Source organism: Saccharopolyspora sp. NPDC002686 (assembly GCF_040295745.1).
Classification (GTDB): Bacteria; Actinomycetota; Actinomycetes; order Mycobacteriales; family Pseudonocardiaceae; genus Saccharopolyspora; species Saccharopolyspora oryzae.
Map to the genome: position 1 here is coordinate 1 of NZ_JBEOVY010000416.1, position 6,188 is coordinate 6,188.

General features: G+C 70.5%; 5 protein-coding genes and 1 pseudogene. 4 read left to right on the forward strand and 2 right to left on the reverse strand.

All coding sequences use genetic code 11. From position 1 onward, the window contains the following. The 4 genes and pseudogenes from ABTZ89_RS34210 to ABTZ89_RS34225 all read left to right on the forward strand — a co-directional run. A pseudogene (locus ABTZ89_RS34210) lies at window positions 1-94 on the forward strand (cupin); the annotation flags it as partial. A gap of 98 nt (window positions 95-192) precedes the next feature. Beyond that, complete coding sequence (locus ABTZ89_RS34215; RefSeq protein WP_351052652.1) at window positions 193-2,604, forward strand: transglycosylase domain-containing protein; 2,412 nt, start codon at window positions 193-195, stop codon at window positions 2,602-2,604. Window positions 2,605-2,680: 76 nt separating this feature from the next. Continuing rightward, complete coding sequence (locus tag ABTZ89_RS34220; RefSeq protein ID WP_408641998.1) at window positions 2,681-4,297, forward strand: glycosyltransferase family 87 protein; 1,617 nt, start codon at window positions 2,681-2,683, stop codon at window positions 4,295-4,297. Window positions 4,298-4,362: 65 nt separating this feature from the next. Next, a complete protein-coding gene (locus ABTZ89_RS34225; protein WP_270954480.1) occupies window positions 4,363-4,554 on the forward strand; it encodes a PspC domain-containing protein in 192 nt (63 codons plus the stop codon). Here the strand turns inward: ABTZ89_RS34225 and ABTZ89_RS34230 are convergent, their stop codons facing one another. Then, window positions 4,555-5,202, reverse strand: a complete 648-nt coding sequence (locus ABTZ89_RS34230; protein WP_351052656.1) for a hypothetical protein — start codon at window positions 5,200-5,202, stop codon at window positions 4,555-4,557. After that, window positions 5,199-6,029, reverse strand: coding sequence for an ABC transporter ATP-binding protein (locus tag ABTZ89_RS34235; protein ID WP_502949641.1), 831 nt, complete (start codon window positions 6,027-6,029; stop codon window positions 5,199-5,201). Before ABTZ89_RS34235 ends, ABTZ89_RS34230 begins: the two co-directional genes overlap by 4 nt. Between the last annotated feature and the right edge of the window lie 159 nt (window positions 6,030-6,188).

Below are 6,188 nucleotides of genomic sequence, written 5' to 3' on the forward strand. Positions count from 1 at the left end.
CGAGGCGGGGGATCTGCTGAGCGTGCCGGCCAACACCACGCACTGGTTCGACATGGGCACCCGCCCGGACTTCGTGGCGATCCGGTTCTTCCACGTCCGTCCACTGCAGGTGCGGCCGGGGCTGGTGCGGCAGGTGCTGCTGGAGCAGCTGGTGCCGCAGGCGGTGCGGCTGGTGCTGCCGCTGGTGCCGCGATGGGTGCTGCCGGTGGTGCCGGGAATTCCCGCGAGCCGCAGCTGCTCACGCACCAGGACCAGGGCACCTACAACTACTACGCCTCCGAACCCGACGACGACCCGTACGACAACTACGACGACGGGCGCGCCGACGCCCCGCACGGGAATGATCGAGATGGCGACGACGGATTCGACGACTTCGGCCCGTCCGGCGACGACCCGGACGACGAGATGAGCGCCCGCCGGGCCAAGCGCGCCACGCTCTGGCGGCGGGTGCGGCGCACCTGCTACGTCGGCATCGCCGCGGCCGTCCTGCTGCCGGTCGCCGTGTTCATCTACGGCTACATCATGTGGCAGCCGCCGGACCAGGCGAAGGTCATGGGCATGAACCGGCCCGTCGACCTGCTCTACGCCAACGGCGAGCCGATGGCGCGCGTCACCAACGAGAACACCCGCGAGGTGCTGCACAACATCAGCGAGGTCTCGCCGGCGATGCAGAACGCCACCATCGCCGCGGAGGACGCGTCGTTCCGCGACAACCCCGGCTTCAGCTTCCAGGGCATCGCGCGGTCGGTCTACTTCATGCTGACCGGCTCCGGTGTCGGCGGCGGTTCCACCATCACCCAGCAGTTCCTCAAGCTCGACGGGGAGATGGAGAAGGACCCGGTCTACGTCCGCAAGGTCAAGGAGATCGTGCTGGCGTACAAGCTGACCAACAGCAAGTCCAAGGACGAGATCATGCTGGCGTACATGAACACCGCCAGCTACGGGCGCAGCACGCACGGCCTCAAGGCCGCGGCGAAGGCGTACTTCGGCAAGGACCCGAAGGACCTCAACGACGCCGAGTCGGCCATCCTCGCCGGTGTCGTGCAGGCCCCCTACGGCGGGAAGGGCGGCGTCGGAAGCAACGACCCCGGCCTCGACCCGGAGAAGGGCCGCAAGCGCTGGGAGTACGTCATGGACCGGATGGAGGACAACGGTTTCCTCCAGCCCGGTGAGCGGCAGAGCATCCAGTACCCGGAAACGCTCCCGCGCGAGAACGGGCGCAAGGAGTCCCGGCTGACCCCCGAGCAGGACGCCATCTGGGAAGCCGTCCGGGCGGAGCTGGGAGAGCAGGGGTTGTCCGAGGACGACCTGTACCGCGGCGGCTACCGGATCAAGACCACCATCGATCCGGACGCGCAGAGCAAGGCCGAGGAAGCCGTCCACTCCGAGATGGACGGCCAGCCGGAGTCGCTGCGGACCTCGCTGGTCGCGGTCGACCCGGAGAGCGGCGGGATCCTGGCCTACTACGGTTCGAAGCGCAACAACGGTGACCTGGACTGGGCCAGCAAGCCGCAGGAACCGGGCTCCTCGTTTAAGCCGTTCGTGGTGGCGGCCGGACTGGAGCAGGGCATCGGCATCGGTGAGTTCTACGACGGCAGCGACAAGCAGGACATCGCGGGCACGACGTTCGGCAACGCACCCGGCGTCAAGTGCGACATCCCGGATCGCTGCGGCGTCCGCGAGGCGATGACCAAGTCGGTCAACACGGTGTTCGTCAACCTGGCCAACAAGGTCGGGCCGCCCAAGGTCGCCGACGTCGCGCACCAAGCGGGCATCTCGGATTCGACCGTGCTGAACCGCGACGGCGTCGTCGAACTGGGCATCGCGCTGGGCATGTACCCGGTGCAGCCGGCGGACATGGCCGCGTCGTACGGAACGTTCGTCAACGGCGGTCAGCGGGTCAAGCCGCACTTCGTGACCGAGGCGGTCGGCTCCGAGACCGGTCCGCGCGAGCTGGACATCCCGAAGCCGAAGCCGGCCTACGGCGACGACGCGAAGAAGAGCCGGGACATCGCCTACAACGTCGCCCAGACGATGAAGGACGTCGCGACGAGCAGCAAGGTCCCGCTGGACGGCGGCCGCCCGGTGTGGTCGAAGACCGGTACCCACCAGTGGGGTTCGACGGACCTGAACCGCAACGCCTGGATGGTCGGCGGGACGCCGCAGGTCTCCGCCGCGGTGGGCATGCTCAACGACGAAGGCGGCCCGAAGCCGCTGCGCGACGCCTCGGGCAAGAGCTTCTACGGCAGCTCGCACCCGGCCAAGGTGTGGCAGACCTTCATGAACTCCTACCTGAAGGGCAAGAAGCAGGAGCAGATCCCGAAGGGCGACGCGATCGGGCAGTTCGAGGACATCCCGCTGCCGCCTCCGCCGCCGTCGGAGACCGCTCCGCCGAGCGAGTCGCAGAACCCGAGCGAATCGCAGAACCCGAGCGAGTCCCAGGACCCGAGCGAATCGCAGCGCCCGACGACCAGCAAGGAGAAGCCGGGCAAGAACTGCGGTGGCCTGTTCGAGCCGCCGTGCCCGCCGGACAGCGGCGGTGACAGCGGAACCGGTGACGGCAACAACGTCGCACCGACGTACGGGCCGGGCAGCTCCGGCTGACGGTCGGTTCACGCACGAGGGGCATCCGCGGTGGCGGGTGCCCCTCCCGCGTTTTCGGGCCAAGTAGCATCCGGGCGTGTCCACCTCGACCGAGCCCGCCAGCACTGATCCGCCGATCCCCGGTCGGCGCCCGGACTCGGCGGTGGACAGCGATTCGCTCGGCCCCGCCGACCGCGTCGCGCCGACCTGGTCGGAGCCGCTGGCGCAGCGGATCAGCCGCCCCTTCGGCGGTCGGCTGGGGCGGCACGCGCAGCTCGGCAGGCAGTGGTTCTGGACGCCGCTGCGGGTGGTCCTGCTGTTCGCGGTCCTGGTGCTGGCCGCCGCGTGGCTGTTCAAGGCGCCCTGCCAGATGACCTACGACTCGAGTGCCGGACCGCAGCTGGACTGGCGGAACAACAAGCAGTACACCGCCATGTGCTACACCGACATCATCCCGCGCTACGGGATGGGCGACCTGGCGCCCGACGACGCGTTCCCGTACAAGACGGCGTGGTTGGAGAAGCCGGGCACGCCGCAGGAGAAGGTCCGGTACATGGAGTACCCGGTGCTGACCGGGGTCTTCCAGTGGATCAACGCGCGGGCCGCCGACGGGTGGGCGACGCTGGCCGGGCTCGGTCTGCTGCCCGGCGGTCTGACCAGCGTCCTGTACTTCAACCTCACCGCGTTCTGGCTGGCCGCGGGCTGGCTGGTGACGATCTGGGCGCTGGTCCTGCTGTGCCGCAGGCGGGTGTGGGACGTCGCGATCGCCGCGCTGTCACCGCTCGTCCTGGTGCACGCCTTCACCAACTTCGACGCGCTCGCCACCGCGCTGGGCACCGCGGGCCTGCTCGCCTGGTCGCGGCGCCGACCGGTGCTGGCCGGGGTGCTGATCGGGCTCGGCGGGGCGGCCAAGCTCTACCCGCTGTTCTTCCTCGGACCGCTGCTGGTCCTGGCCTGGCGGGCCGGGAAGGTCTCGGAGGCGATGCGCGCGGTGCTGGCCGCGGCGCTGGCCTGGCTGGCGGTGAACGTGCCGGTCCTGGTGCTCTACCCCGACGGCTGGAGCGAGTTCTTCCGGCTCAACAACGAGCGCCCGGCCGACCCGGACTCGCTGTACAACGCGCTGATGTACTTCACCGGCTGGGACGGTTTCGACGGCGTGCTGCAGAACGGCGCGACGCCGGCGGTGCTCAACGCGGTGAGCCTCGCGCTGTTCCTGCTGGCCTGCGCGGCGATCGGCTGGCTGGCGCTGGCCGCCCCGACCCGGCCGCGGCTGGCGCAGCTGTGCTTCCTGGTGGTGGCGGCGTTCCTGCTGACCAACAAGGTGTGGAGCCCGCAGTACTCGCTGTGGCTGGTGCCGCTGGCGGTGCTGGCGATCCCGCGCTGGCGGCTGCTGCTGGCGTGGATGGCCGTCGACGCGGCGGTGTGGGCGCCGCGGATGTACTACTACCTCGGCACGGCCAACAAGGGCCTGCCGGAGGGCTGGTTCCTGGGCGCGGTGCTGATCCGGGACGCGGTGGTGGTGGCGCTGTGCGTGCTGGTCGTCCGCGAGATCCTGAACCCGGCCCTCGACAAGGTCCGCGCAACCCTGGCGGTCCGCCCGGAGCGGGTGCACGACGCCCTGGACGACCCGTGCGGCGGATTCCTCGACGGAGCCAAGGACCGCTTCGTCCTCCCCAACCCCGCGGACCTGGCCCTCCGCCGGAGAACGGGCTGAGCCTCCGGGAGAACTCGGGGTTCTTCCCTGACGTCGGAGCGGGCCCCGGTGCGGATGCTGGAGGCATGACGACCTATCGGATGTCCCTGGCCCGGCCGCAGGAAGGCGCGATGATCGCCGGCGTGTGCGCCGGGCTCGCCGAGCGGTTCGGCATGAAGCCGTTCACCGTCCGGCTCCTGTTCTTGCTGTCCTGCCTGCTCCCCGGACCGCAGTTCCTGATCTACCTGGCCCTCTGGGTGCTCATCCCGAAGCGCTAGTCAGGAGCGGCGGACCACCCAGGCGCTTACGCCGAGAGTGCTGGCGACCAGCGCGACCAGCGCGGTGAGCGTCGACTGGACCAGCAGGGCCGGCGGCACCGTCCCGGCGCTCAGCGCGAACACCACCGGGTGGGCGAGCGGGAGCTGTTCGACCAGCAGCACGACCGCGAACAGCGCCGCCGCGGCGATCGCGGTGTAGCCGATCCGGCGGACGACCAGGCCCGAGCACGGCAGCGCGATCGCGATGCCGAACGCCGCGCACACCAGGTTCCCGAGCAGCCCGGTGCCGAGATCTGCTGCGGAGTAGGCGAATCCGGACGACACCTGCGACCAGGCGACGGTCAGCGCGGAGAGCCCGGCAGCGCAGCACAGCACGGTCAGCACCGTGCCGACCAGCACCCGCTGCGCCGAGCTGGCGTGCGCGCGGGTGATCGTGCGCTGCACGACGTCCTCCACGTCGACCAGCGCGATCGTCAGCCAGCCCGACACCACCAGCAGCGCGGCAGCGGTCACCGCGAAGCCGGGCAGCGCCGGCCCGGTGTTGTCGCTGTAGAGGACCGCGATCAGTCCTATGTGGAGCAGCACCGGCGGCAGGTAGCGCTGCGAATGCCCGAGCTCGGCGAGCCGGTAACCGATCAGCGCGGTCATCGGCTCCCCACCTCCGAGTCCACCGCGATCACCGCGCAGCAGCGCTGGACCGCCTCGAACAGGACCGATTCCCGTTCCGCCACGGCCACTTCCAGCTCCAGGTCGTCGCCGTGCCGCACCGACAGCACACCGCGCCGACCGGCCCAGTCCGCGTCCTCCCCGCCGCGCAACAGGATTCGGCAGGTCGCCGCCTCGGCGTCGAGCGGTTGGAGCCGCCCGTCGACGAGCAGGTGCGATCGGACGGACTCGCCGCGCGCGAAGTCCGGCCGGTGGTCGGTGAACACCACGGCGGTGCCGTCGAGCGCCAACTCGTCGATGACGTCGTTGAGCACCGAGCGGGTGCCGGCGTCCAGCCCGGACCACGGTTCGTCCAGCACCAGCAGCTCAGGTCCGCATAACAGCGCCTGCGCCAGGCCGACCTTCTGCGCATTGCCCTTCGACAGGTCGCGCAGCGGCGTGTCCGGTCCCCCGGTCAGCGCGAACCGCTCCAGCCACTCCCCGGCCCGGCGCCGGGAGTCCGCTTTGGACAGTCCGCTGATCCGGCCGAGCCGGGAGAGGTAGGAGAGCGCGCTCATCCGCTGCCGCGCGGGGAACCGGTCCGGCACGTACCCGGTGCGCGGCTTCCCGGAGGCGGTTCCGCCGGACGGCCTGGACAGCCCGGCGAGGATCCGCAGCAGCGTGGACTTCCCGGAACCGTTGGTGCCCGCGATCCCGACGACCTCGCCCGCGGTCACCGACAGATCGACACCCCGGAGCACCGGTCGCGCCCGGTAGCTCTTGGCCACCCCGACGAGTTCTCGGACCACCACCCGAAACCCCCTGTCCACCAGCGCTCACCCGGTTCCCGAGCGCACCTTGCAGGTATACCCCGTGCCGCTCCGCCGGAGCGTTCCGACCCGACGCGGAGAGGGGGGGGGGGCACCGGGTGAAACGCCCAACCCCCGCTGCGGGGCAGCCGTTTGGGTGGGCGTCCATGACGGAGGTTA

Bases quoted from the DNA above. Each gene is read 5' to 3' on its own strand.
- ABTZ89_RS34215 (WP_351052652.1), top strand. From the start codon at position 193: ATGGGTGCTGCCGGTGGTGCCGGGAATTCCCGCGAGCCGCAGCTGCTC.
- ABTZ89_RS34225 (WP_270954480.1), top strand. From the start codon at position 4,363: ATGACGACCTATCGGATGTCCCTGGCCCGGCCGCAGGAAGGCGCGATG.
- ABTZ89_RS34230 (WP_351052656.1), bottom strand. From the start codon at position 5,202: ATGACCGCGCTGATCGGTTACCGGCTCGCCGAGCTCGGGCATTCGCAG.